Below are 24456 nucleotides of genomic sequence, written 5' to 3'. Positions count from 1 at the left end.
TTACTTGCTGCGTAACTTAATTGCACTTATTACTTGAATTCGCCTCTGATTAGAATTGCTACTATTCCAAAAAGATTTGATCGAATGTTCCACCATCGGAGAAGTGAGTATTGTGTGTAGTTTTCCAGTCGCCAAAGGCATCATTGATATTGAATAATTCTATTTTGGGAAACTGCGCTGCGTATTTTTCAGCGACTTTAGCACTGGTAGGTCTGAAAAAATGCTTGGCTGCGATTTCTTGCCCTTCTTCTGAATAGAGATACTGGAGATAGGCTTCGGCAGCTTTTCGTGTACCTTTCTTATCGACAATTTTGTCAATTAATGCGACGGCTGGTTCAGCCAGGATACTTAGAGAAGGGATGACGATTTCAAATTTCCTTGTACCATATTCTTTAAGCACCTGAAACGCCTCATTTTCCCATGATATCAAAACATCTCCGGTTTCACGTTCTACGAACGAGGCAGTTGAGCCACGCGCGCTAGAATCTAATACTGGAACATTTTTATAAATTTTGCTGACGAAATCTTTCGCTTTATCTTCGCCATAGTGCCGTTTGCCATATTCCCAAGCTGCCAGGTAGTTCCATTGCGCTCCACCGGATGTTTTTGGGTTTGGTGTAATGACCGATACGTCAGGATGTGCTAGATCTGCCCAATCCTTAATTCCCTTGGGATTTCCTTTTCGTACCAAAAAAACGATGGTCGATGTATAAGGTGTGCTGTTATGGCCTAGGCGTTTTTGCCAATCTTCCGGTAGTAATTGGGTTTTTTCTGCGATTGCGTTGATATCATTGGCTAAAGCCAATGATACGACATCGGCCTCCAATCCTTCAATAACGGAGCGTGCTTGCTTGCCGGAACCGCCGTGAGATTGCTTGATTGTGATTGTTTCATCGGTTTTTGCTAGCCAGTGCCGTGCAAATGCCCAATTAAATTCTTGATATAACTCCCGTGTTGGATCGTAAGAAACGTTGAGTAAGGTTTTTTCCGCCAATACGATATTGCTGATCAAGAAACCTACTGCCAAGAGGCTTATGGTTGCCCATGTTCTAATATTCATGATTGTTCCTCACATACAAATTACAAAAAATTTATAAGAGATTGATTCGAGATATTGAATGATAGTGCTGCTGATATCGGTTAAAAGTTGACTAGACGGAATGAATGCATAGCATAATACTACGCAGCTGTGGATAAATCGATCAGATTGGTATGGGTTTCCTTTCTATGGAGTGCTTTAAACGGCGACATACCATTGATAGTGGTGTGAGAGGTTAGCAGTAATATGAAAATAGTGAACTTGCAAGGCTGATAATATGCTGTGGTCGAGAAGAAGGAGGGCATGCTACATGTTTTGCAGCATATTTTGCTTATGAAAGTGTTTTCTGGTTGATTTTATTGGCGCAAATTCACGCTTTCTGACTCATCGATTGCTTTATAGATGGTCGGTCAGGATACGTCAATTTATTGTGCCCGTGCCACGATAGTTTATTTCCTGGTCTCATGTGCAGCTCTTGCCAGCTCTGTTATTGATTGGATGGCGTTAAGCGCATCTCAGTCGATATCCTTTCAGCTAGACGAAAACGATGCTAGAGAGATCACAATAGTTATCTTTGAATAGGGGACCTGGTGAAATTCCAGGACCCCATGGTTATCAAGATATCGTGCTTTAACGATTTTATAATCAGAAAAAAACTTAACAGCATGTTATCACGCTAAGTTCTCTCGCTACTGCATCAATTTCAGCGAGGTTCTCCGTAAATCTCTAAAGGTCCGTAGTAGCGATTTACTGAGAATCCCCTTGTTTATTGCCATCATAGAGGCTTGGTGGATATTGGCCTGGCTTCGGATCACTGCATCCAACTAAGAAGAATGCAAAAATAGCAGCAATTAATAGTGAGTATTTCATGTCCATTATCTCCTATAAAATTAAATACCTATGATATATGAGTTAAGTGAAACAACTCTTTGGTCATTCAAAAAAACGAAAAAGACCGTCTTCTTGATACCAGAATCAAGTAACCTTGTCCAGTAAAAATTACAGAAAGTTCTCCTGAAACGAGAGTAGACTCTGGATTGTCATTCAAAATGCAAGAGAAGCTGTGCGTTTATTTTTATTTAAAATCAATAGTTTGAATATTTATCCCTATCGAGGAAACCAGTTATGCCGCAGGCTTTGCAAGATAAATGCTAGCTCTATCGTTGTTGCTTGTGTGTTGAGAAAATATTATTGTAAGTGACTGATTACGAAAGAGGAAGCTGATCACGCTGTAACAAAAAAACAAATTCATCTCCAGCACTGGTTTCTAGCCAGGTAAACGGTAATTTCGGATAGGCCTGTTCCAATGCTGCGCGATTATGTCCGATTTCAACTACCAGAATTCCATCGTCAGTTAAATGCTTGGCGGCCTGTTGTAGGATTTTGCGCGTCGCATCCAGTCCGTCCATACCGCTTGCCAGCGCATTTTCTGGTTCATGCCGGTACTCCTGGGGTAATTGCGCCATTGATTCAGCGTTGACATAGGGCGGATTGCTGATAATCAGATCGTAGCGCTTTTTCTGTAACGCTGAGAACAGATTGGATTCAATCAGATCAATTCGTTCTTCCAGCCCGTAATCCTGTGTATTTTTGTGCGCTACAGCAAGCGCCTGAACGGAAATATCGGCGGCATCAATCGTGGCGTTGGGGAAGCTATGCGCCATCAAAATGGCGAGACAGCCGGAGCCGGTGCAGAGATCGAGTGCGGTGATTATGACATCCGGATCGATGATCCACGGGGATAGTTGTGTTTGTAGTAATTCGGCAATAAAGGAGCGCGGAATGATTACGCGCTCATCGACATAAAAGCTGTATTCTCCGAGCCAAGCTTCATGCGTTAGATAAGCTGCAGGAATTCTTTCTTTAACACGGCGCTCAATTATTTCTAGTACGTGTTCACATTCGTACGTTGTGACGCGTGCGTCCAGAAACGATTCCAGTTGATCCAGTGGTAAATATAAGCTTTTCAGAATAAGATACGCCGCTTCATCATACGCATTCGCCGATCCATGGCCAAAATACAAGCTGGCCTTGCTGAATTGGCTGACAGCGAAACGTAGCAAATCGCGGATGGTATGCAGTTGCGATTGAACCTGGGTAATCATGGGTATTAAATTAACTGAGAAGCTGAAATGTTCATGTAGAAGCAGTGAAAATAACTGGTTATATTGATGAAACTGCAATGTAGCATAAAAACCGAGATGTGAAAGAAGCTCACATGCTAATTATTTTGAATACATTATATTGAATATCGATACAGATACAGATAATTATTTCATGCAGGTTGCTTTGGAATTGGCGCAGCAAGCACAAGAGTGCGGTGAAGTACCAGTCGGCGCTGTAGTAGTGCGGCATGGCGTCATAGTCGGGCGCGGTTTTAATCGTCCGATTTCTGTTGCGGATCCTACTGCACATGCTGAAATCATTGCAATGCGTGATGCTGCCAGCCATATGGCTAATTACCGTTTGCCGAACTGCATGTTGTATGTCACTTTGGAGCCGTGTGTAATGTGCATCGGTGCGATTTTTCACGCGCGTATCCAACGCCTGGTCTACGCTGCAGCGGATCCCAAAACCGGTGCCTGTGGCAGTATTATAGACTTGCCTGCGGAAGTGCGATTGAATCATCACTTATTAGTTGATGCAGGAATCATGGCACCTGAAGCTGGCGCATTGTTAAAGCAGTTTTTTGCACAAAGGCGTAATGCGACGAAACGGAACAAACATGAAAATTAATATCTATATCGTTACTCAGCAAATGGATGTAATAGATGAACAGGGACAAATCGTCCGGCAATACCTCATTTCTTCAGCAAAGAACGGTACAGGTCAGAAGAATGGCAGCTTCTGTACCCCGCTGGGGAAACATATCATTCGCGCTAAAATTGGCACTGGCCAACCCGTCAATACGGTTTTTATCAAGCGGCGTCCTACTGGTGAAATTTATTCATCGAAACTGGCTGCACAATTTCCTAAGCGCGATTGGATTTTGACACGTATTTTATGGTTATCCGGCTGTGAACCGAATTTTAATCGATTGGGTTTGGTGGATACCATGCGTCGCTATATCTACATACATGGCACGCCGGATAGCGTAACGATGGGTAAGCCCGGATCCATCGGATGCATCCGCATGCGCAATAGCGATTTGGTGGAATTGTTTGATCTGGTGGGCGCAGGAACACAGGTGGAGATAATTGCATCGAAAATAAATTGATTTTTCCTTAACATTTAGAATAATCTATTGTGATTGGGAGAGAAAATGGAATCTCTATTAATCCTTAAAAGCTTCAGATTGACTCACTGCATGTTTTTATTAGTCAGTTTGCTTTTATTTTCCACCCGAGTGGTCGCGGATGAATGGATTTATACCGTGAAGCCAGGACAATCTCTGGAGTATTTCGGAACAGCGCTTGATCAGTTCACAGTATGTAACTCGTTTGCAGCGACTCAATAAAATATCCGACGCCTAACTATTCCTCCCGGCACCAAAATCAGAGTACCCGTTTCATAGTCAAAAACACAAACTAGTGGAATTTATGTGCATGAAATTTATGTACACGGTAGCGTACTGATAAAACGTAGAAATACTGCGGAGGTTCCCGCTGAAACAGGAATGAAGTTAAATGCAGGCGATGAAGTGCGCAGCGAAAGTGATTCTTTTGTCGCTCTCAAGTTTTTAGATAATTTACAACTCCGATTGCACGAGAATAGCCAGATTCGCATCAACAAGATGAAGATTTTGGGTGATTATGGAGCAGTAGATGCGCTCATCGAATTTCAGCAGGATCGAACCGAGAATACCGTACCAAAAAAATTAGGGACTGGTACCCGCTTTAGAATTAAAACGCCTTCTGCCGTCAGTTCCGTGCGAGGCACTGATTTTCGCGTTGGAAAACAACCAAGGGTGAGCATACAAGCAGTGAGGTGTTATCCGGTTTAGTGCAAGTCGAAGGTGAGAAAAAGGAAATTACCGTTTCGGCGGGTTTTGAAACGATCGCAGTACTCGATGTGCCACCAGTTGCGCCGGTTAAATTGTTGTCTGCGCCGGATTTGAGCAATACTCCCGTGCTATATGAACACTTACCTTAATTTCGCTGAGTGGATTCAAGTCTTCGGAGATGAAAAATGACCACAGCTCTACTTGATCGCATTACTCACCACTGCGATATCCTCGGAACCGGTAATGATTCTTACCGATTCAAACATCGCAAAAAAGCACCCGAAATTTAAGTTGCGCTACTTCTTAACTGGAAATTCTTGGATGTTGGTAGGTGGTAATTCTTGCATGTTGATTGACACTGTTAACACGATTTTTAGATGGTTGAGAGCATCCTTTCAGAATTTACGATTCTGCGCATTTCAAAGTTGCACCATCCACCGGGTTAACTCTGAAATGCCCCCATACGCCCCCTGCAAACATATGCATCGGACCGTCGCGATAGAGATAGCAGCCTTCTTTAGCGGTGCCCGACAAAATAGCTGTCATAGATTTGCCTGCAGACAATAACGCAGCGTGTGCCGAGCCGAATTGGGGCATTAGATCCTGATAATTGTGTCCAAAGCTTAAGAACGTGCGTTGGCGGGCTCGACCATGGGGTTGAGAAACCCGAAAGCGTACTTCTTCACCAGCTTTAGCTTGAAAAATGGGTGTCGGTATTCTGGCCCATGATTCCAACAGAAAATTATTCGGGAATTTGATTTGATTCAAATCCGAGCCGACGTTAGTATTATACTCAACAATATTTCCATTACTATCAACACCATGCCGCAGCCTTGACCAGAAAGGCGCAGCGCGATAGTTGAGCCCTTTTTCTCCATGATCATAGGAATCATCGCAGATGGGGCAGTCGCCAATTGGCTCGGATGCATGGGTGGAGTTCCATGGCGAATTCCAGTGCAGATTTAACCCGTCTTGATAAGCGATTACGAATTCACGAAATGTTCGCTGCCTGCCTTTTTCATCGGTGTATTTGATTAAAGCTTCCGATCCGAGGGTCCAGTAATTAGTGTCCGAAACCAATACTCCGGTTTTAGGATCATGATAGGTCGCGCCTTCAGGCTCGATAATAAGCGTGCCAAACAAACCATGCGTGCCATGACCGATAACATCGCCAAACGCCTTGATCGGTATCGTTCCAAAAGCGTAAGGAATTCTGTTCAGTGTATAGGAGCATTCTTCTCCGTCACTACAAACTGGCACACCCTTAACTTTTTCCCCAAAATCCGGCTCCAATCTGCCTGCATAAAAACGTAAATTAAGCTGTTGTCCACTAGGTTTGGGTTCTGTACTGCTATTCATGCCGATACCGATATTATGATGATTTGTATATCCCATGTTGGGCAGCATTGGTATCGAGATCGACAATCGTGTTGATGGCTTAATGTCGTCTGCATGGGGATCAGCAGACTTGTCGACATTTAGCGGAACAATTTTGGGCATTAATGCATCCCCGCTGGAATCGGGTAATTCTGTTTCACCTTCGGCCAGCAACAGATTGTGAAAATTCAGTTCGATGCAATCGTTGGCATTGGCACGCAAAACCAACGGTTCCAAGATGCCTGTGTCTGCCTTTTCCTGGTAGATTTTCTGGACATGTTTAAGAAGTGTGAGCTCGGGGGGCTTAGGTGATATAGCAAGCAATATTAGCGCATCAGGATCGAAAATCTGATTATCGCGATCATAAAATAAGTGATTCTTTTCTGAAGAAGTCAGTAAATCAACCCGGGTTGCTACCACGTCATACCTGACCTTCGTTGATTCAGTGGGACAAACGTCTGAATTATTATCCCACTTAATTTTTCCTATTCCATGCCCTGGCAATGGTTTCAATCTCTCTCCAATGGCTTGTTGACATGAGGGTGGCAGCTCCTTTTGGGCAGACATAGGTAAACTCCTGCGTGTAAGCCATTTGTCGGATAGTTTATTAGTTGCAGGCTTTTGGTCGGGTCCGCATGCTTGTGGGTCTGGAGAGCCAACGCCATTATAAGTTCGCAACAATCCCCAGGCACCATTCCATAACGCATCGACAGTGCCAAAATGATAGAGATAGTCAGCTACGAATGGACCGCCGGCTACATTCTCAAATGGTGGCAGATCCATCTCAAAATGTTCGGATATTCCAATTTCCTGTGCAGCAACTAACGCCAACGGATTGTCTCGTTTCGCTTGTGTTTTTTTCGGTAAATGCTTGTTCGCAGCATAGTTGATCACACGTGGCCAGTATAAACCTTCAACCGCAAACGTATGCTGCACCTCTTGCGCACCCTGAACCATGCGGATCTGGATTTTTTCGCCTTCATAAGCTTCCAGTATGGGTGTACAAGGATCTCCATGTTGGTGGGTGGCAAAAACAAACGCCATGTCACCGTCTCGATCTATCCCACCGGTCTTTTTCTGACGGGTAATGCTATCCCGTTTTGTTAAAAATCCGCTCGCATCGCGGGTTTGTGCAAATTCACCACAGTTCGTTTCTTCAGGAGCTTGTAGTTTTTCTTCCATTTTTCCGATGCGTAACGGAATTGGTTCATGGCGATAATTCACCAAGTAAGGATTATGGTGATCCTTGGAAATAGCTTCCGGCTTGAACGGCGGATCAACAGGTTTGCCATATTGCTTCCACCAATGCTTGGCATGTTGTTTGAGATTGTCGGAAAGGATCTGCATTATCGGATTGTTAGCCTTATTATCCGATTCATGGAGCAATCTGGCCATGCCATTGGTGATTGTTTGGCTCAACCAGGGTTGATATAAAGTTGGTTCATAAAGTAAAGCGAAATCAGCCACTGCAAGTGCATATTCACGGCGATTCTCATGGATTAACCAGTCATCGGCATCGACAATAACGGCTTTGGAGCCCACGCCGTCTGCAAGCGCTTCTCCATTGGGTTGCAACCATTTTGAACCGGCCGGTTCAACGAGCAGAGCAGAATAAAAGCCATGCTGCTGTATGGAAGAGGGCGCAAAATGATCATGCGTAAACACCGTGCGCAACGTGCGGTCGATACATTCCTTGCCGGTTTGTGCCGGACAGGTTCTGTCCGGTAATTCCGCGCCATGCATAGTATGTGTGGCATCTGCCATATCCTTGTCTCGAACCGTCAGCAAGGGATCGGCAAACCAGCGTTGTATGGTGGTTTGATAATCGCCAACCGGCTTGTCATCAAGATCCTTACCTACTGTAAGTTGTTTTTGTTCACCATTTGATGTCATGGCAATGCCTTTGGCCGCGGCAATGCGTTCTTCAACAGCGCCACGCGAAAATGTGCCGTCTTCGTAATTAAATCCATTTCCGGAGCCATCAGAAGATGTCACATCAAATTTCACCAGATGGATATGCTGGCCAATGGTATCAGTGGGTGTGGCCACCTGAAAGTCGTCCAGTTCCAATTCCTTGTGGGTTCTATTTTGGTGCTTGAATTCTATGCACTCACCGGAAGCGGCGCGGAAAAAAAATGGTTCCATGTCATGCCGGCGTTGTCCTTCGATATCTTCAGCATCTTGGGTCAGCACATTGATGCGGGCCTGTGGATCATGCCAACCAGCACGATTGACCACCAGATTGAGTCCGATTGCCGACACTTCATATTGTCGATGCCCCGTCTTGGCGGGATCATGACAGGGATCCGCATAGGGTGCACCGGGTGCAGGTAATGCGCCATTCACATGAAAGTGAGCAGCTTTACCTTCCGGTGTCAAAGACGGATAACCGGATTTAGCCGCGTCATATGAAACATAGGATCCATCCGCAAGCCTGATTCTGGCTGCTTTTCCGGCATGAAAATCCATTGCCTGACGTTCCATCAATTCGCCTTCATGATCAAGCAAGGTGATATCGGCTTGGGTCAATTCCAGGCGGAAGTCTCCCAGCGTAAGGGATTTCCTCAATAGCGCTGCCATGCGCGTATCCGGATCAGTGGGTAATTGGTCTCTCAAGTCGTCAGACAGAAAAACGGGTTTGCGTTCACCGCTTTTGACCACATGCCTTGGAAGACCGCCGTGCATCAACAACCCGTCTTTATTTTTAGCAAAATCTAGTGGAGGTTGTGGCGCTCTGCGGCCTGGTTCGCCGGGAATATAAAATGGATAGCCTGGCATGGCGTACGACTCGGGTTCTCCGGTATTCAGATCCTGCGCGTAAGTGGGCAATGGAGGTAAACTTTGGCCAGGAAGTGGAAGCACTGCGGGAACGGGAGTTCCGGCACCATTGGCACCCGTGATGGGATCGGTTCCGGGTCGTTTTCCTCTCATCCCCAGTCTTTCCACAGATAACGCTACTTGCGGTTGACCGTAATACCGCGCTTCGGGTTGTCCGTCCGGTAGCTTACGCGTGCCGTCCTCGATCACATCATGTGTCCGCCACAGTGCCCACATGCCTTGTGCAAAATGGGGATAAAGATGACAGTGAAAAATAGAATCCCCGACAGTGCGGTTGCGATTGCCGCTTCCGTTGGTCTGAAAATTACTTTCACTGCCCCAGTTGGACAGACCGCCATCATAGATGGAATAGTCAAATCCTTGTTGCGGCGCAATGGTTTGTGAATCAAGATAGGTGCCGATGTTAGTATCTGCGGATGACAGCCATTGGTGCGCATGCAAGTGAAAGACATGCGTTTCTTTCGGGCCTGCGTGCAGATTCCGGAATTTGACGCGGTCATTCAGATAGGAATGTGCGACATTGGAGGGATCATCGTCAAAGTGTTCCAGCAGCGCAGGATCACCATTGGCCCAGGATTGCAGGAAAAATTCCTCATAAAAACATTCCGCGCATTCGGCGGATGGCCCTATTTCCTTCCGGTTCGCCAGTAATATCGAGCCCATTCCGCTGGCGCCATAATTGATGGCGAATCCATCACCAACGCCACTTAGTTGCCGGCTGGCAGGTAATTCCTGGAAGCTTTTGGCATAAAAGGTTTTCAGTTCGTCATGAAAAACCACCGTAAACTCGCGAAATGCAGGAGCATTAGGGGTTTTTGGATTGTTATCGAGAATGACAGCATTCTGGTCGCCATAAATCAATTCATAACGCACCGTATTTAAATTGTCTTTTCCAATGATTTTAAGCATGTTCAGATATGGAATACCGTCTGCGTCGACTGCGTCATACTGTAACTTACCCTTGCGCGCACTGTCATTTTCCTGCTGGCGTGGCCAAACTTTATCGAAAACGGGTGCGGTAATCTGGCTACGGTACCATGTGCTGTTTTGCGGTTCGACAATGACGACACCGAATAGTCCATGCGTCAGGCTGCCGCCATCACCTTCACCACCGGCAGGTGCGCCATGGCTGGAAAACAAATGCGTGCCTTCCTGTTCAAGTTTCCATTGGCAGGTAATTGATTCACCGGGATCAATAGATTGCAATCCATTACATTTTGGATCCAAACCCGACAAACTGGTCAAACCGGGAATCACGATATTTGCCGACCGTGTTTTCGGCCAATCAGCTAGTAGCGGTTCATGCTCATCGGGATCAATGGCTTTGATTTGGTCGTCTGCATTCACTAAATGTGCGTATGGCGATTGCTTGTCGAGCAATTTGCATTGACTGATATCCGGCTGCTGCTCGAGTAATTGATTGGTGAAAGTGACTTCCAGAATGTCGCCGACGTTGCCACGCAACGTGAGCGGCCGGGGCCGTTTCCCCGTTTGCAGGCGTACTTTAGACGGACAAGACAATCCCGGCAGCCATTCTTCATCTTCCATGACTTCGGTGACATCCCGTTTCAACGCATAAATCATTCCGTAGGGATTGACCGAGCCGAATCGGTTGTAATAAAGCGGTTGCTCAAGCGCCATGACATCGGCATGTACAATACGTTGCTCAAAATGGGCATTATCATTATTACCGTTGTTATCGATCATCTTGCAGGCGGATGCGAGAATAATCAGCATGCACCCCGGGAATAAAAGATTTAAGTAGGAATGTTTCATCGTATTCCTCCAGTTGGTTAGCGGATGTCGATAGCATCGATCAGCAAGCAGCCCGGTCTGGCAAAACGGGTATTGTTTGGTATTGCACCTCGATCGGTCACGGAATGCCCAGTCGAAACAATCCATCTGACAGTCCCTTGAAAATCACCGTCGTAATCGATTCTTACCGAATCTTCAGTCCAGTCGGTTTGGTAAATACCTCCCCTATCTTGCTGCAGATCCTTAACGCAGCAAATCCAGTGAGGTGGCAACAGAGGAGCGGCGCTTGTGTCGTCGTTGGGAAAAAACAGAAGCGCGGCGAATGTATTGGTCGGCAGAGAAGCGAAGCGCAAAAAAGCGTATCGGAACCACAAACATTTATTTTCTGGAATCAGAATATTTCTGCATTCCAACCACGCGCCCTTGCCACCATGCGTCAGCGTACCGTCGGGATGAATACGCGGTAACCAGTTTTTTTCCTCTGTCAAGCTGTAAGCGGCATTGTCGGCGTCCGGTTGCCTTAAACCATCTGAATTAGCAGCGCGAGGATTGTCAATCCGAACAAAACATTTGCCCTTGGGAGACACAATATACCCGCCTTCTGCATTTTGGTATTGCTGTTCAACCGCTACGAGCTTGGATGAAGAGACATGAAATCCGGCTAGACCTTTATGACTAAAATTTGACGGAATTCCCATTTTTTCCCTCGATATGCGTTAAATAATCAGTCTTTTTTATTAAGCAGTAATCCTCTATGTTTCTATTGATATCATTAATCCATAGAGTGGTCTGTGATAAATATCACAAAATTATTCCTAAATTCTAATGCGAGGTAACTCTCCCAATAATATGCAACCAGGCAATAATCAGATGCTCATGGTGTGAAAATTGACGGGACAGCAGTGGGGTTGTTTCATAAATGTGTGGGATTTGTGCGAACATTTGGATTCACCAACTATTGAGGCCAATCCGCTAGAATAAACGGATCAGAAATATTCTTAAGCAATGATCGCGATGTTGTTTGCGAAGTTCCTCAGTGCAAGAGCAGTCGCTTTGTTTTCAATACTGTGTCATGAAACAACAAAATTTACGTCATCTGCGATCGTGCTAAAATCCCCTTCTGGTTCCAGATTACAATAGCGCTCGAATTTATCCACTTCTCGTTATGAAAAATAATTACCTTGAAAGAATACTGACCGCGCAGGTTTATGATGTGGCGATTGAGAGTCCGCTGGAACTTGTCGCCAATTTATCCGCGCGGATCCATAATCAGGTGTTGTTGAAAAGGGAGGATTTACAGCAGGTTTTTTCTTTTAAGTTGCGCGGTGCCTATAACAAGATGATCAAGCTGCCGCCTGCAGTGCGTAATCGCGGCGTGATTGCCGCTTCTGCGGGTAATCATGCGCAAGGGGTAGCATTGGCTGCCAAGAAACTCAAGTGTTCCGCAACTATCGTGATGCCAGAAACGACGCCGCAAATAAAGGTGCATGCGGTCATGGCGCTGGGTGCTACGGTGACATTGCATGGTGATTCATATAACGATGCGTATGAGCACGCGGTACAACTAGCGAAGGAAGAACAAGCTACATTTGTGCATCCTTATGATGACCCGGATGTCATTGCTGGGCAGGGAACGATCGGCATGGAAATTCTGCGCCAGCATACCGGCACGATTCATGCTATTTTTGTGCCGATTGGCGGGGGCGGTTTGATCGCCGGAATTGCCGCGTATGTGAAGCGGTTGTATCCGAAAATAAAGATCATCGGTGTTGAACCAGTAGATGCCGATGCCATGTACCGCTCGTTGCAGAGTGGCCGTCGTGTCAAGCTGGCGCAAGTGGGGTTGTTTGCGGATGGTGTGGCGGTGCGGTATGTGGGCAAGGAAACCTTTCGTTTGTGTCGCGAATTGGTCGACGAAGTGATGCTGGTTGATACTGATTCCATCTGCGCGGCGATCAAAGATGTATTTGAAGATACGCGCACGATTATGGAACCGTCCGGCGCGCTCTCGATTGCCGGAATCAAGGCGTATGTCGCGCGTGAAAAAATCATGCACAAGACGCTGGTTGCAATCGCGTCCGGAGCCAATATGAATTTTGACCGTCTGAGGCATATTTCCGAACGCGCAGAAATTGGTGAGCAACGTGAAGCGGTGATGTCAGTGACGATTCCGGAACAACCTGGCAGTTTCAAAAAATTCTGCAACTTGCTCGGTGCCAAAAGCATTACCGAATTTAATTACCGCTATGCGGATCCGAAAGTGGCGCATATTTTTGTTGGCGTATCGGTACGCAATCAGGAGGAAGCTCAAAAGCTGATCAGCGAATTGAAGCAAAGCGGTCTGGCGACCGAAGACTTGAGCAGCAATGAAATGGCCAAGCTGCATATCCGACATTTGGTCGGTGGGCGGGCACGCGATGTGAAAAACGAGATTTTGTATCGTTTTGAATTTCCTGATCGTCCAAACGCATTGATGAATTTCCTGAACAGCATGAGCCATAACTGGAACATCAGTTTATTCCACTATCGTAATCATGGCGCCGACTATGGCCGCGTGTTGATCGGCATCCAAGTACCTCCCACAGAAAAATCCGATTTCAACGCTTTCCTGGATCAATTGGGTTATCGTTATTGGGACGAAACCAAGAATCCGGCGTATAAATTATTCCTCGCATAATCGATCTACAATCTCACATCTAAAAGACCTTGTTTTCCAGGTCTTATTCTGTTTTTGATCACACACTCCTAAGGTTAAGCTAGCAGCTGACATCGGTTATGTCGGATGATTTTGCCGTCAATGTGCTTGAATATTCAGGCAAGCTGAACTTAAAGCTGGAGAAAACAATGGAAAACAATTTTTCTAAATTTGGATTAACAACCAATCTGGTTGCGATAGGAAAGAAGCTACCGGTTATTGTGCTGCCAACGAAAAAAAATGTTTCGAAAAAAACCACCTTGCTCAATCATAGCTGGATTCTGGGTGGCATCGTGATGTTTTTCACTGTGCTGCTGCTGAGTACACTGATTTTCAGTGTACAGCAAGCCAGAAACAATGCGCTACAACCAGAGCTTGTTTCACAGTTACAGTTGCAGCATTTACGTGTATCCAATGCTGCCCAGCAAATAATCACCGGCAATGTATCAGCTTTTACACCATTGCAAGATGGCCAGAATCAACTGAATCGATATATTATGTTGTTACTGCAAGGTGGTTTGTATCATGGCAAGACCATCTCCGCCGTTGATGACGCATCGTCGCGGAGTTTGGATGCCTATCTTAAAAGCTGGCAAATTGAGGAAGGAAATATCCATCTGATTTTGAGTCAGCAAGAATCGCTGTTGCAACTCATTAGCAGTATCAAGGCGATCCATATTGCGCATAGTCAACTGAACAGGCGCAGTGAAGAATTAATCAGCCGTATGGTGCAAATTGGCAATCTGTCGAATGAAGTTCGTACGGTGGAAGTCATAAGAATGCATGCACGCAACGTCGCGAGAAATGTAAAAACGTTACTGCCAATCGAATTGCCACTGGCAGAAATTACTGCGCAATTGGCACAGGATCACGTACATATTTCGGCGATTACGCATGCGTTAAGCCAAGGCGACAACGGCTTGGGCGTAGCTTCAAGTCGGGATGAAATGATTCAGGATCTGCTCTCGCATGTTTATGCATTGGTGAGAAGGCTCGATGATCACCTGCATGTGATACAGAAAGAGATTTCTGCAGCAGCAACGGTGCAGTCGGCTATTGATGATATGGTAAGCAAGAGTGATGTAATGCTGAATATCTCGCGCGAGCTGAGCAATCAGATTCAGGAGCAAACTTCGTATACGATATCGCGGCTAAACAGACTGATGATGATGCTCGGTACTTGTGTGTTGCTTGCGTTGATTTTTTTTATCCGGACAGTGCTTCAGAATGCGCGCTATCAAGATTTAGCTAGCCGCAACGAAGTGGCTAAAACACAAAAAGCCATTGTGACTTTGCTGGATAACATGAAAAGAATTGCCGACGGCGACTTAACGGTTCGCACCGATATCACTAACCGCACAACCGGTGCCATTGCTGATGCCATCAATTGTACGATTGAGGAATTGCATACCCTGGTGGAGCAGGTTAATCAGGCCAGTGCATTAGTGGTGAGAGCATCCAATCAGGCACAACAAGTTTCATCCGGGTTATTAACCGCAGCGCAACATCAAACGGCAAAAATCGAACAGACAACGATTGCAGTTTTAGGCATGACCGAATCGATCAGCGAAATATCGGATATGGCGATGGAATCCGAAAGAGTGGCGAAACAATCGTTGGCTACGGCGGAAAAAGGCACATCGGCGGTGCGTGAATCGATTACCGGAATGGATGAGATTCGTACTTATATTCAGGATACCTCAAAGCGGATTAAGCGCTTGGGTGAAAGTTCACAGGAAATTGGCGAGATTGTCGCATTGATTACTGATATCACCGACCAAACCAATGTTCTGGCTTTGAATGCGGCGCTGCAAGCTACTGCCGCCGGTGAAGCGGGACATGGTTTTACTGTGATCGCGCAGGAAGTACAACGCCTTGCTGAGCGGTCAACGGAGGCCAGTAAACAAATCAGCGAATTGATCGTTACGATTCAAGGTGACACTCAGGACGCTATCGCCGCGATGGAGCGTAGCACACTGGGTGTGGCAAAAGGCGCAAAGCGCTCCGATGCGGCCGGAAGGGCCTTGGAGGAGATCGAGCAAGTATCCAAGCAGCTCGCTCATTTAGTATCGAATATTTTTGATGTGACTAATACGCAAACACGAGCAGCGCACAAGGTGGTTGCTAATATGGAAGAAATTCTTCATATTACCCGACAGAATACCCAAGGAACTCTGAAAACCACCGGATCGATTAAACAGATTACTGGATTTGCATCAGAGCTGAGAGCATCGGTGTCTAATTTCAAGGTGTGAGGGTATTTTCGGTCTCACTATGAACTGATGGTACGGAAAAATGAGCGCTCAACCTAAACTTAACATTTCGGCAATTATCGGCATTAAGGATGGAATTTATCAGGCATTTGCATTGATAGATCAGAATCTGGAGGTGTATAGCCAGCATCCCGATAATGACAAGCTGATCAAAGACTGCCGGAATTATATCCATCAGCTCGATGGTTTGTTGGAGATGCTAAATCTGACGAGTATCACCATCGTTACCGAGAAAATGGAGCAAGTGATTGATGCGCTGATTTATAAAAAAATTGAGCTGAATCCGTCGGTTATTGATGCACTGAAACAATCCACCAAAGCTTTATTGTTCTATCTCAATGAGCTTATCGATGGTGCCGAAGAAAACGCATTGCGATTGTTCCCAGTTTATCGTTCGTTAATGCAAGTGTATGGTTTCGAGAATGCACCCGAAAGTGATTTGTTTTTTCCGCGCTTAACCGTAGATCCAGTACTAAAAGACCCAGCTGCGCATATTGATACCATATCCGCCAAAACCTTGGCCAAGCAGTTGGGTGCTGAATATCAAGCCGGTTTGCTGAAGTGGTTGCGTGATCCTTCGAATCAACAGGGTTTGCAAAAAATGGTAGCCGCCGTGAATCAGATCGAGGTATTTCCAGGAACGGCAGAGCAACGTGTTTTTTGGTGGGTGACGACTGGTTTCTTGGAGGATTTGCTGTATTTGGATGACAATCAAATTGACCTCATGACCCGGAGGTTGTGCGGAAAGATTGAGCAAGCGATTCGTCATCTGGCTGCTGGAACACTGGGTAACACTGCGGTGTTAATGCGTGAATTACTGTATCACCTTATTCATAGCGAATCGACCGGACAGCGTATTGATGATATCAAGCGCAGCTTTGCTTGGCCAAGCCTATCAGCCACCGATGCACTGACATTTGAGCAGTCGGAATTTCTAAATCCATTATTGGAAAGATTGCGTGGTACGTTGATGCAAACCAATGATATTTGGCGGGAGTTTTGTGCGGGGCATCAAGAGAGCTTGGTTGCGTTGTCAGAGTATATTGATTGGCTCTTGCACCAAGCGCAGCAAACGGAGTGTGCGCCGTTAATCAAGCTGATTGATGCAATGAGTGATACCGCCGCGTATTTGCATGCACAGCCGCAAGATATGGACGAGGAATTGGCCATGGAAATGGCTACTGCTTTATTGATGATTGAGAGCATCCTCGATGATTTTTACAAGTTGTCGCCAGAACTGCCACGCCAGATCGATATTCTGGTTTCTCGTTTACATGGCGTTACTGCCGGTGATGTCAATATTTACGAACTGCCGGCGGTTCCTTTTTTTAATGCGTTCGAAAGTAGCACGCAGGATAAAGATTTACTGGCGCAAGTTGCGCAAGAAATACTGACCAATCTTGCGCAAATCGAGAGTATTCTGGATAAATTCTTTTTTGAGCCAAGCGAACGATCCGGACTAGTTTTGCTTTCAAGCTTATTCAAGCAAATTGCAGGTGCTTTGGTTATGCTGGAATTGGAGCGTGCTCAAACGTTATTGAGACTTTGTCAGAATTTGGTTGAAAAACTGTTGCAGCCAGATTATGAAATCGTTGAATCAGAACAGATTTTGCTTGTGGATGGATTAAGTAGCCTGGGTTTCTTTATTGAAGCGCTCAGAAGTGGGCAACCCGATAGTATCCAGATTATCGAGGAAGCACTCGCATTATTCCAAATGGTGGCAATGCGCCGCACTAGAGCATCGCAATCGACACCAGCAATACAAATTTTGCCTGCCAACGAAGCGCAATTGGAAACAGTGCGCAGTGAAGTGGCGAGCGCAGATGTTGATTCGGAGTTGCTCGAAATTTTCCTTGAAGAAGCGGATCAGTTGTTGGCAGACCTCGGTAATGATCTGCAGAAGTGTCGCATTGGTGTTTACGATCATGATGTGCTTACCAGCTTGCAACGTGGATTTCATACACTTAAAGGCAGTGGCCACATGGTCAAGCTGGAGGAAATGAGTGATGTCGCGTGGAATCTGGAGCAGGTTCTGAATCATTGGTTGAATGAGAAAATACCGGTTAGCGATCAATTAGTAGACTTAATTACCCGTGCGCGCCAAGCTTATGCCGGATGGTGCAGGGATTTGCGCGAACAGGGCGCTACTCATGTTGATGCCCAAGAGTTGTTACTGACAGTAAAAGAATTGCTGGCTCAACAAGCTGAAGCCGGAGTCGGAGCTATTGGTTTTTCTGCCAATGCCGATGAGCCCGCAGTGAAACCCGAAGAGCTGGCGGCATTGCCGGAGTCATCATTGCTCTCCACGTCAGCTGAATCAGCGCCGTTTTTTGATGCCGTCGATCAGATCAACCCAGAATTGCTGCAAGCATTTCTTGAAGAGACTTATGACATCATTCCACAAATCGGCAGCAAATTACGAGCTTGGCGCATGTTGCCAGGGGATGACGATATTCACTGTGCGATGTTACGGTTATTGCATACCCTGAAGGGCAGTGCCCGCATGACGGGAGCTGTAGTTTTGGGTGACTTGATTCATGTCATGGAAAGCCATGTCGAAACGGCTTTCCATGAGCATAATATGTCGAATTCTGCGTTGGATCAGCTAGAAAGTGAATTTGACATCATCAGTAATCAGATTGAACAACTGCAAAGTATTGGCGTTCCAGGGGCCTCGGAGCCAGTTGATATCAATAGCGCAGTGAATGCATCAGCACAAAATCAGAACTTGCCTGAGAAAACTGAGCTACTTCAATCCAAGGCCATTTTACGCATCAATTCTGAGCTTATTGATCGACTGATGAATGATTCCGGTGAAGCCAGTATTCTGCGATCTAAAGTTGAGGCGCAACTCAACAGTTTTAAACAGTCTTTGCAGGATCTTGCCGAAAGTACACACCGCTTACATGATCAGTTGCGCGAAGTGGAAATTCAGGCGGAAACTCAAATGCAATCGCACCTTGCGCAACAACATGAAAGCGAGCATACGTTTGATCCGCTCGAATTCGATCGCTTCTCGCGTTTTCAGGAATTGACGCGACTAATGGCGGAGAGTGTTGATGACATAATCACCGTGCAAAAAAGCTTGCGTACCACACATCATGTTGCTGAAGAATCCGTTGCACAGCAATCCGTTATCAACCGCCAGCTGCAACAATCTTTGCTGCAGATTCGTACCATACCGTTTAGCAATTATGCCGAGCGTTATTACCGCATTGCCAGGCAAGTGGCCGAAGATATGGGGAAAGAAGTTCATCTGGAAATCCTCGGCGCGGAAGTTGAGATTGACCGCAATGTGTTAGAGAAAATAAACCCTCCGCTCGAGCACCTGCTACGTAATGCCATCGCACATGGCATCGAAGAACCGAAGCAGAGACAACAGGCAGGCAAGCCTGATGCCGGGAAAATAACCCTGCAATTGCTTCAGGAAGGTAATGAGGTGATCATTACGCTCAGTGACGATGGCCGTGGCCTGAACCTTCCGCGCATCCGGGAGGAAGCGCAGCGGCTTGGATTGGTTCAGGAAAAGGAAGTTCTTGACGACGATACCATCATGTCATTGATTTTCGCGCAAGGTCTGTCAACCACCGATTCCATCACCGGAATTGCCGGTCGCGGCATTGGGCTGGATATCGTCCAGAATGAGATTTTGATGCTGAGCGGTCGCGTCAACGTCCGTTCCGTTCCCCATCAGGGCACAAGCTTTACGATGTATCTGCCACTTACGCTGTCCGTGGCACAGACATTCATGATCCGCGCTGGAAAACAAACCTATGCAATTCCGGCTTTCATTGTGGAGCATCACCGGGAATTCGATCACGATGCATTAAAGGCAATTTATCAGGAACATTGCGTTGAATTTAACGGAAAGAAATATCCATTTTCCCATCTATCGCATTTATTAGGCGAATACGATCATAATCTGGAAATTTCCCGGCACAATCCAGTGTTATTTCTGCATAGTGGCACCCAATATCTGGCAATTCACGCTGACGAATTTCTAGGTGATACCGAAGTGGTCATTAAAAGTACCGGCTCACAGCTCGCTCAAGCGCCAGGTATCGAAGGTGCCACCATCACCGGTGATGGTGAAATTATTCTGATCCTGAATCCAGTCAAATTGATGCAACGCAACGATGTGCAAAAGATACTCAGCACCCCGGCACCTGAATTAACTCCCGCTACACACAAAAAATCAGTCAAATCGCCTACTATCATGGTGGTGGACGATTCATTGACGGTGCGCAAAGTAACCTGTCGCCTTTTGGAACGTGAAGGCTGCGACGTGGTGATTGCGAAGAATGGTATCGAAGCGATCGAAAGCCTTCAAGAAATCATCCCTGACGTCATGCTGATTGATCTGGAAATGCCTAAAATGAACGGTTTTGAATTGATCGAAAAGGTGCGTGCGAACCCGGAAACAGCTCATATCCCGCTGATCATCATCTCCTCACGAACCGCTGAGAAGCACCGCAAGATTGCCAAGGATTTAGGCGTTCATATATTTCTGGGTAAGCCTTATAAAGAAGAAGAGTTGTTAAATCATTTATCGGGATTTTTCAAAAAATAACCCAAGATTTATTGGTGGTGCCACCGATTAATCTGGCGGCACGTGGCTGAATCTACTGTTTAGGTGCCACAGACTCTGTTTCCGGCGTTGGTTGCACTTCTGTTACAAAAATTTCAACGCGGCGATTTTCAGCTCTATTTTCTGGCGTGTCATTTTCAACCATAGGTTCACGGGAGCCGCGGCCATCAATTTGAATGCGGTTAATCGATATCCCTCGGCTTACCAGGTAATCACGTGTGCTGGCGGCCCGGTTAACCGATAATGGATTATTGATTGTATCGCTGCCGGTGTTGTCAGTGTGCCCAATGATCTTGACGGTCGTGCCTTCATTGCCGACTAAGCTGGCTGCAAAGTTATCGAGAATGGGTCTGAAACCTGGTTTGATGTCAGCCCGACCGGTGTCAAATGAGATATCGCTGGGAATATTCAGCTTGAGGCGATTGTCTTCGGTTTGTGTGACTTGCACGCCAGTGCCTTCGGTGGCTGCTTCCATTTCCCTTTTTTGCTCTTCCATACGTTGCGACCACATATAACCGGCACCCGCGCCAAGTAGAGCCCCTGAGCTTGCTCCAATGGCAGCACCTTTCCCACCACCAATAAGTGCACCAATCGCAGCCCCTGTGCCTGCACCAATCATGGTTCCTTGTGCTGTGCCACGTTGCGTATCCGTCATGGTTGCGCAACCGGTCAACGCCAGGATTATGGTTATAACGATAAGAGTTGTAACAGTTTTCATTAGTATCTCCTTTCTATGTTATTTCGCTGTGCTATAGCAAAAGCGAATTTCAGATGACTATGGTTATAGGATATAGAGGATAAAACCATCTATCCTGATATTCCATAGGCAAAAATGAATAGCCTATTAGTAAATACGATGAGATTGTACATGGAAATCCAAATAATCTCTTAAATCGGACCATTGCTGCTACATATCTGACTTAGTGGCATCCGCTTTTATGCTAAATGCTGTGCTTGAGGAATTTTGATTTCTTCTAAACAGGAATTTGTTTCGAGTGAGGTTGCGGCAAATGTGATATTGATTTTGTCGGGTTCTGATATACGCGATAGTTGATGAATAAAAGCGATATATTCCGCATTGGATTGGAAATTCTTGCTGGCATCAGTAGTAGCAAGTTGAATACGCCAACATAGATGATATTGATCCGATACCGATAATGCCCAGCCAGAGAAAACTTGGCGTACGCCAGGAATGGCGTTTAATGTTTCTCGGCCCTGTTCGATTAAGGCTATTGACACCGATTGAAAACTGACCATGTAATTCACGTATTCTGCCTAAATTTTAGGCAGAATAATTTAAGAAGTGATTACCATGATTATGTATGCAAAGATACGGCGAATGTTTTACCGTGAATATTTGTCGAATAATGAGATTCAACGACGCACGAGTCTGTCGCGGAGCACGATCAAGAAGTGGCTGCGAGCGCCGAGTGATGGTGCGGTTAAATATCAAAGAGCGAAGAAGCCTGTCAAGCTGACACCGTTTGAGTCCAGGTTGTTGCTGGTGCTGGAAGCGGATGCCCGCCGCCCCAGGAAAGATCGTCGTACTGCCAAAATGCTGTTCCAGGAAGCCAGGAAGCCAGGAAGCCAGGAAGCCAGGAAGGATGGCTATATTGGCGGTATCCACCGTAAAGTGTTGGCAGCACATACCAAGCTATGCGCCAGCCGTGCCTTCATGCTGTCGGGCTATCCGTCACAAAACCATGAGATGTTGTTTGATGCCCATACCCGTGCTTCACAGCTTTTGGCGGTGTGTCGAAACGTGGCATTTACGACAATATGAAGACGGTCGTGGATAAGGTATCCAAAGGCAGCGGACGAGTAGTCAATACGCGTTTTTTTGCGATGACGGCACATTATATGCGCCGCCGTATCTGGATATGAGGCAAAACAGCAGCGATTCGGCTCATTCGATGATCTGAGTCAATGGCTTGAAACACGTTGTCGAGCACTGTGGTCAGAAATCGAGCACGGATTATGCGGGTATCACCCTTGCCGATGCGCTGGAACAGGAGCAACTGTACCTGATGCCGATGCCAGCACCGTTTGATGGCTATATCGAAGTATTGGCACGCGTATCCAGTACTTGCTTGATCACATTGCTGCGCAACCGCTATTCTGTTCCCTGTCGCCTGGTCAACCAAATGGTGGCCGTTCATCAGTATGCCAACCGCATCGAGAAGAAACCGGGGGCCTTGTGCAACGGCGCGCCCAGTGCCGAACATGTTAGCAATGTATTGGCACGGCTGAGACACACCGACGTGCCGCATGTCTGACATACCCGCACAATTCAAAGCACTGAAATTATATGGCATGGCTAGCTGCTATACCGAACCGAGACAGCAGAATACGCCAGACCGAATGGCTGATCTTGATTCGGCAGACCGGATTCTGTCTCAACTGCTCCAAGCCGAGCCAACTGAGCGCAACATTCGTTCCATCCGCTATCAGACACAGGTCGCCAGATTCCCGGTGCAGCGTCATTTACAAGGCTTCGACTTCAATCAGTCCAAAGTCGATCAGCAACTGATTCAGCAATTGGCTGCGATGGAATTTACCACCGCCGCGCAGAATCTGGTGCTCGTTGGCGGCACCGGTACTGGCAAAACGCACTTGGCCATTGCCATCGGTACTTCAGGTATACAGCATCACAATAAAAAAGTATGCTTCGGAAGTCGCCATTGATCTGGCCAATAGCCTGGAACAGGAAAAATCAGCAGGTAAACAAGGCAGACTTGCCCTGCGTCTGTTGCAGGTCGATTTGATTATCCTCGATGAACTGGGCTATTTGCCATTCTCACAAGCCGGAGGTGCTTTATTGTTTCACTTGCTCTCCAGGTTGTATGAACGCACCAGTGTCATTATCACCACCAACCTCGCATTTGCAGAATGGAGCAACGTATTTATCGATGCCAAAATGACCGCCGCACTTCTGAATAGACTTATGCACCATTGTTACATCATCGAAACCGGCAATGAGTCATTTCGCTTCAAGCACAGTAGCGCAACCGCAAAAGAGCGAATTCAATCGCGGGAAAAAGAAAAATATTCATCGTCAGCAGAGAAAGCTGCTTTCTAATCGACTACTAGCATGTTCAACAACATCAACAGGAGGTAAAACCATTTCAGTCTGGTCGACTTATCCACAGCGGTGTAGTACGCTATGCCACTATTTCACCTGGTCAATTTTGAATTAGCAGAGCTGGTCAGTTTTTAGTTAGCGGCAACACTTGAATCAACTAACGCGGATGAGTTATATAGGCTCTAGACTAGCAGAGTTAATGATATCTGATGATTTGCCATAGTGCACTAGCAAGTTCATTAGGTTGTTTTTTCCAACGCCATTCAGATTCTTTTAAATGCAACTCAAAGTTAACTGACACGCCGTTAAACTTTGCAAGCCGCCGCTTGGTAAAACTCCAAAACGATTCGATACCGTTTATATGGCAATGCCCATCCCGAGCAAATTCATTATCACCATGGGATACACGAAAATGCTTAGAGTATGGCTCTGTAGCAATCAATTGTTGAATTGAGAGTCAAATGTGTATCGGAATGCAAAAAAGAGGTATGCATGATGAAAGCATCTGAATTCAAAGATTGGATAAAATCGATTGAGCGAATGAGCCGCAGTCAGCGAGACAAGCTTCGAGAGAGATTAGAAGGAAAAGCCGGTGCTGATACGATCATAGAATTGATTGAACAAGGGCAGAGTGATGAACGAATTTGTCCCTATTGTCAGGGAACAAAGCTGTATCGGTGGGGTAAAGCGAGTGAGTTGCAACGCTATCGATGCCGCCACTGTAATCGCACGTTTAATGCCCTGACAGGCACTGCGTTGGCCCGATTACGCCACAAAGACAAATGGTCTGATTATGAAAGCGATGGCTCAAGGGTGAGCTATGATTATTTCTGGTGTATGACAAGTGAGGAGAAAGCGGTGTAGCC

The 24456-nt window shown here is 46.2% G+C and carries 16 protein-coding genes and 4 pseudogenes; 12 read left to right on the top strand and 8 right to left on the bottom strand.

Annotated elements, in window-relative coordinates; all coding sequences use genetic code 11:
* Positions 1–61: 61 nt before the first annotated feature.
* The 3 genes from QZV86_RS07190 to prmB form a co-directional block, all read right to left on the bottom strand.
* The gene (locus QZV86_RS07190; RefSeq protein WP_295625528.1) at positions 62–1060 is read right to left on the bottom strand and encodes a sulfate ABC transporter substrate-binding protein; all 999 of its coding nucleotides are present in this window, start codon (positions 1058–1060) and stop codon (positions 62–64) included.
* A 726-nt stretch (positions 1061–1786) separates the two neighbouring features.
* Positions 1787–1909 (bottom strand): hypothetical protein, encoded by a 123-nt coding sequence (locus QZV86_RS07185; RefSeq protein WP_292918670.1) that lies wholly within the window; start codon positions 1907–1909, stop codon positions 1787–1789.
* A gap of 335 nt (positions 1910–2244) precedes the next feature.
* A complete protein-coding gene (gene prmB, locus QZV86_RS07180) occupies positions 2245–3144 on the bottom strand; it encodes a 50S ribosomal protein L3 N(5)-glutamine methyltransferase (RefSeq protein ID WP_295625524.1) in 900 nt (299 codons plus the stop codon).
* A gap of 139 nt (positions 3145–3283) precedes the next feature.
* Here prmB and tadA point away from each other — a divergent pair, with 139 nt between their 5' ends.
* From tadA to QZV86_RS07155, 5 genes and pseudogenes are all read left to right on the top strand, one after another.
* A complete protein-coding gene (tadA, locus tag QZV86_RS07175) occupies positions 3284–3775 on the top strand; it encodes a tRNA adenosine(34) deaminase TadA (protein ID WP_295625521.1) in 492 nt (163 codons plus the stop codon).
* Positions 3765–4256, top strand: coding sequence for a L,D-transpeptidase (locus tag QZV86_RS07170; RefSeq protein ID WP_295625518.1), 492 nt, complete (start codon positions 3765–3767; stop codon positions 4254–4256). The genes tadA and QZV86_RS07170 overlap by 11 nt, the downstream gene beginning before the upstream one ends.
* Positions 4257–4580: 324 nt before the next feature.
* Positions 4581–4982 carry a FecR domain-containing protein gene (locus QZV86_RS07165; RefSeq protein ID WP_295625515.1) on the top strand — a complete coding sequence of 134 codons (402 nt, stop codon included), beginning with the start codon at positions 4581–4583 and terminating at the stop codon, positions 4980–4982.
* The gene (locus tag QZV86_RS07160; RefSeq protein WP_295625512.1) at positions 4967–5131 is read left to right on the top strand and encodes a hypothetical protein; all 165 of its coding nucleotides are present in this window, start codon (positions 4967–4969) and stop codon (positions 5129–5131) included. The genes QZV86_RS07165 and QZV86_RS07160 overlap by 16 nt, the downstream gene beginning before the upstream one ends.
* Positions 5115–5272 (top strand): annotated as a pseudogene (locus QZV86_RS07155) (ATP-binding protein); the annotation flags it as partial. The gene QZV86_RS07160 and the pseudogene QZV86_RS07155, both read left to right, overlap by 17 nt.
* Before the next feature lie 112 nt (positions 5273–5384).
* Here the strand turns inward: QZV86_RS07155 and QZV86_RS07150 are convergent.
* Together QZV86_RS07150 and QZV86_RS07145 are read right to left on the bottom strand one after the other, a co-directional pair.
* Positions 5385–10973 (bottom strand): hypothetical protein, encoded by a 5589-nt coding sequence (locus tag QZV86_RS07150; protein WP_295625510.1) that lies wholly within the window; start codon positions 10971–10973, stop codon positions 5385–5387.
* Between the two features lie 17 nt (positions 10974–10990).
* Positions 10991–11650, bottom strand: a complete 660-nt coding sequence (locus QZV86_RS07145) for a hypothetical protein (RefSeq protein ID WP_295625506.1) — start codon at positions 11648–11650, stop codon at positions 10991–10993.
* Positions 11651–12117: 467 nt separating this feature from the next.
* Between QZV86_RS07145 and ilvA the strand changes: the two genes are divergently transcribed.
* The 3 genes from ilvA (at position 12118) to QZV86_RS07130 (ending at position 20490) form a co-directional block, all read left to right on the top strand.
* The gene (ilvA, locus tag QZV86_RS07140) at positions 12118–13629 is read left to right on the top strand and encodes a threonine ammonia-lyase, biosynthetic (RefSeq protein ID WP_295625503.1); all 1512 of its coding nucleotides are present in this window, start codon (positions 12118–12120) and stop codon (positions 13627–13629) included.
* 167 nt (positions 13630–13796) lie between these two features.
* Entirely contained in the window at positions 13797–15902 is a 2106-nt protein-coding gene (locus tag QZV86_RS07135) for a methyl-accepting chemotaxis protein (protein ID WP_295625500.1), read from the top strand.
* Between the two features lie 40 nt (positions 15903–15942).
* Positions 15943–20490, top strand: coding sequence for an Hpt domain-containing protein (locus QZV86_RS07130; RefSeq protein ID WP_295625496.1), 4548 nt, complete (start codon positions 15943–15945; stop codon positions 20488–20490).
* A 52-nt stretch (positions 20491–20542) separates the two neighbouring features.
* Here QZV86_RS07130 and QZV86_RS07125 read toward each other — a convergent pair whose 3' ends face one another.
* Together QZV86_RS07125 and QZV86_RS07120 are read right to left on the bottom strand one after the other, a co-directional pair.
* Entirely contained in the window at positions 20543–21226 is a 684-nt protein-coding gene (locus tag QZV86_RS07125) for an OmpA family protein (RefSeq protein WP_295625493.1), read from the bottom strand.
* 218 nt (positions 21227–21444) lie between these two features.
* Positions 21445–21765: a hypothetical protein gene (locus QZV86_RS07120; RefSeq protein ID WP_295625490.1), complete on the bottom strand. Its 321-nt coding sequence runs from the start codon at positions 21763–21765 to the stop codon at positions 21445–21447.
* 55 nt (positions 21766–21820) lie between these two features.
* On the opposite strand from QZV86_RS07120, the gene QZV86_RS07115 reads away from it, so the two are divergent.
* The 3 genes and pseudogenes from QZV86_RS07115 (at position 21821) to istB (ending at position 23587) form a co-directional block, all read left to right on the top strand.
* Complete coding sequence (locus tag QZV86_RS07115; protein ID WP_295625487.1) at positions 21821–22291, top strand: hypothetical protein; 471 nt, start codon at positions 21821–21823, stop codon at positions 22289–22291.
* Positions 22292–22535: 244 nt separating this feature from the next.
* Entirely contained in the window at positions 22536–22784 is a 249-nt protein-coding gene (locus QZV86_RS07110) for a hypothetical protein (RefSeq protein ID WP_295625484.1), read from the top strand.
* A pseudogene (istB, locus tag QZV86_RS07105) lies at positions 22777–23587 on the top strand (IS21-like element helper ATPase IstB). Before QZV86_RS07110 ends, istB begins: the two are co-directional and overlap by 8 nt.
* Before the next feature lie 199 nt (positions 23588–23786).
* On the opposite strand, the pseudogene QZV86_RS07100 reads toward istB, so the two are convergent.
* Positions 23787–24014, bottom strand: a pseudogene (locus tag QZV86_RS07100) (IS1595 family transposase); the annotation flags it as partial.
* A gap of 71 nt (positions 24015–24085) precedes the next feature.
* Here QZV86_RS07100 and QZV86_RS07095 point away from each other — a divergent pair.
* A pseudogene (locus tag QZV86_RS07095) lies at positions 24086–24385 on the top strand (IS1 family transposase); the annotation flags it as partial.
* Positions 24386–24456 lie beyond the last annotated feature (71 nt).

The organism is uncultured Nitrosomonas sp., from assembly GCF_902826915.1.
Classification (GTDB): Bacteria; Pseudomonadota; Gammaproteobacteria; order Burkholderiales; family Nitrosomonadaceae; genus Nitrosomonas.
This window is presented reverse-complemented; position numbering and strand designations above follow the sequence as displayed.

Coding starts and splice junctions, on each gene's coding strand:
- QZV86_RS07190 (WP_295625528.1), bottom strand. CDS start 1,060: ATGAATATTAGAACATGGGCAACCATAAGCCTCTTGGCAGTAGGTTTC.
- QZV86_RS07185 (WP_292918670.1), bottom strand. CDS start 1,909: ATGAAATACTCACTATTAATTGCTGCTATTTTTGCATTCTTCTTAGTT.
- prmB (WP_295625524.1), bottom strand. CDS start 3,144: ATGATTACCCAGGTTCAATCGCAACTGCATACCATCCGCGATTTGCTA.
- QZV86_RS07170 (WP_295625518.1), top strand. CDS start 3,765: ATGAAAATTAATATCTATATCGTTACTCAGCAAATGGATGTAATAGAT.
- QZV86_RS07150 (WP_295625510.1), bottom strand. CDS start 10,973: ATGAAACATTCCTACTTAAATCTTTTATTCCCGGGGTGCATGCTGATT.
- QZV86_RS07145 (WP_295625506.1), bottom strand. CDS start 11,650: ATGGGAATTCCGTCAAATTTTAGTCATAAAGGTCTAGCCGGATTTCAT.
- ilvA (WP_295625503.1), top strand. CDS start 12,118: ATGAAAAATAATTACCTTGAAAGAATACTGACCGCGCAGGTTTATGAT.
- QZV86_RS07135 (WP_295625500.1), top strand. CDS start 13,797: ATGGAAAACAATTTTTCTAAATTTGGATTAACAACCAATCTGGTTGCG.
- QZV86_RS07130 (WP_295625496.1), top strand. CDS start 15,943: ATGAGCGCTCAACCTAAACTTAACATTTCGGCAATTATCGGCATTAAG.
- QZV86_RS07125 (WP_295625493.1), bottom strand. CDS start 21,226: ATGAAAACTGTTACAACTCTTATCGTTATAACCATAATCCTGGCGTTG.
- QZV86_RS07120 (WP_295625490.1), bottom strand. CDS start 21,765: ATGGTCAGTTTTCAATCGGTGTCAATAGCCTTAATCGAACAGGGCCGA.
- QZV86_RS07115 (WP_295625487.1), top strand. CDS start 21,821: ATGATTATGTATGCAAAGATACGGCGAATGTTTTACCGTGAATATTTG.
- QZV86_RS07110 (WP_295625484.1), top strand. CDS start 22,536: ATGCCGATGCCAGCACCGTTTGATGGCTATATCGAAGTATTGGCACGC.